This window comes from Vibrio sp. Vb0937 (assembly GCF_033338855.1).
Window position 1 is genome coordinate 1 of the sequence record NZ_JAWOTK010000108.1, and the last position, 1805, is coordinate 1805.

Here is a 1805-nt window from a genome sequence, read left to right on the forward strand (position 1 = left end):
CGAAGCGATTGAACTTGCTAAAGTATTCGCTGCAGAAGACAGCCACAAATTCGTGAACGGTGTGCTAGATAAAGCCGCACCACACGTACGTAAGAAATAACGATTTCTTCAATGAAAAGGTCAGCACATGCTGACCTTTTTTGTATGATATCAATGCCATTGGCATGAAAAGATAAATGAATTATGTCTGGTGAATTTAACCTGATTGATAAGTATTTTGTTGGCCGACAAAACCAGCGCAAAGACGTACACCTCGCCGCAGGGGACGATTGCGCTCTCGTTAAGGCGCCAGCAAATGTACAGATTGCTATCAGCACCGATACCTTGGTTGCTGGAACCCATTTCCTTCCTCACGCGAACCCTGCTTGGGTTGCTCACAAGGCGCTTGCATCCAACATCAGCGACTTAGCTGCCATGGGCGCAACACCTGCTTGGGTAAGCTTTGCATTGACCATGCCTGAAGCGGATGAAGAATGGCTCGCACCCTTCTGTGATGCATTTTTCGAACTGGCGGATTACTTTGGTATTCAATTAGTCGGCGGTGATACAACGAAAGGCCCATTAAGCTTAACACTGACAGTGCAAGGTTTTGTGCCTGAGGGCAAAGCGCTGACTCGCTCTGGCGCGAAAGTCGGGGATTGGGTGTATGTAACGGGGAATTTGGGTGACGCAAAAGCAGGGCTGGATGTCATCTTAGATGAAACACTTCGAAGTCGCATTGGTGCTGATGAACTAGAAAAAGCCCACTACCTAAGTACTCCGAGAGTGTTAGCGGGGCAAGCTTTGGTAGGATTAGCATCTTCGGCGATTGATATTTCAGACGGCCTGATTTCGGATATCAAACATATTTTAAAACGCTCACAAGTTGGTGTGAGTATCGATGTGTCTCAATTACCAATCTCTTCAGAGCTGGTACAATTTTTAGATGATAAGGTCAGCGCACAGCAGTATGCTTTATCTAGCGGTGAAGAATACGAGTTGTGTTTCACTGTATCAGAACAAAATCGAGGTTCTTTGCAGAGTGCTTTGTCTTATAGCGGGTGCAAAGTGACGTGCATTGGCCAAATTAGACCAAATGGAACGTTTGAGCTTCACGATAACAACCAACCTCTCGACTGGGATTTAAGTGGTTTCGACCACTTTAAATAAGCTCATCGAGTTAAACTAGCAGTATAGGTTTAAGGATATGACCAACCCTCTTTCTCTGATTTCATTAAAGAACCCGTGGCATTTGTTGGCGACGGGGTTTGGCAGTGGTTTGTCGCCAGTAGTTCCTGGAACAATGGGGACGCTTGCTGCGGTTCCGTTTTTTCTGTTGTTGGCGCAGCTGCCATTTCCGGCTTATGTCGTTGTGGTATTACTTTCGTGCGTGATTGGCATCAAAATCTGTCAAGTCACGTCAGATGATATGAAGGTGCATGATCACGGTTCAATTGTATGGGATGAGTTTGCGGGCTTTTGGATCACCATGAGTATTGTACCAGCCCTGAATATTCCTATCACGGAATGGAAATGGTTGTTGACGGGTTTCATTCTTTTCCGCTTTTTCGATATGGTCAAACCGTGGCCAATAGGTTGGTTAGACAAACGCATCCATGGCGGGCTTGGCATTATGCTCGATGATATTGTGGCGGGGATTATGGCGGGTATTGCTTTGTTTCTCGTTGCAAAGTATGCGGGTTGGATGAGTTAGTACATCACCTATCACTCGAAGAACAACAAGAATTAAAAAGGGATGCCACTGGCATCCCTTTTTGCTATTTAAGTGCTTACTTCGCAAGGTATTCCGCAATGGATTGTTCAAT

General features: G+C 45.7%; 3 protein-coding genes. All 3 read left to right on the forward strand.

Going from position 1 to position 1805, the window contains the following annotated elements; translation table 11 throughout:
- A partial coding sequence (locus R7P67_RS23530) for a transcription antitermination factor NusB (RefSeq protein ID WP_318086155.1) occupies nt 1-100 on the forward strand: 100 nt, incomplete at its 5' end.
- Between the two features lie 83 nt (nt 101-183).
- Nucleotides 184-1149: a thiamine-phosphate kinase gene (gene thiL / locus R7P67_RS23535; protein ID WP_025623424.1), complete on the forward strand. Its 966-nt coding sequence runs from the start codon at nt 184-186 to the stop codon at nt 1147-1149.
- A gap of 37 nt (nt 1150-1186) precedes the next feature.
- Nucleotides 1187-1693, forward strand: coding sequence for a phosphatidylglycerophosphatase A (pgpA, locus tag R7P67_RS23540; RefSeq protein ID WP_005482983.1), 507 nt, complete (start codon nt 1187-1189; stop codon nt 1691-1693).
- Nucleotides 1694-1805: the final 112 nt, after the last annotated feature.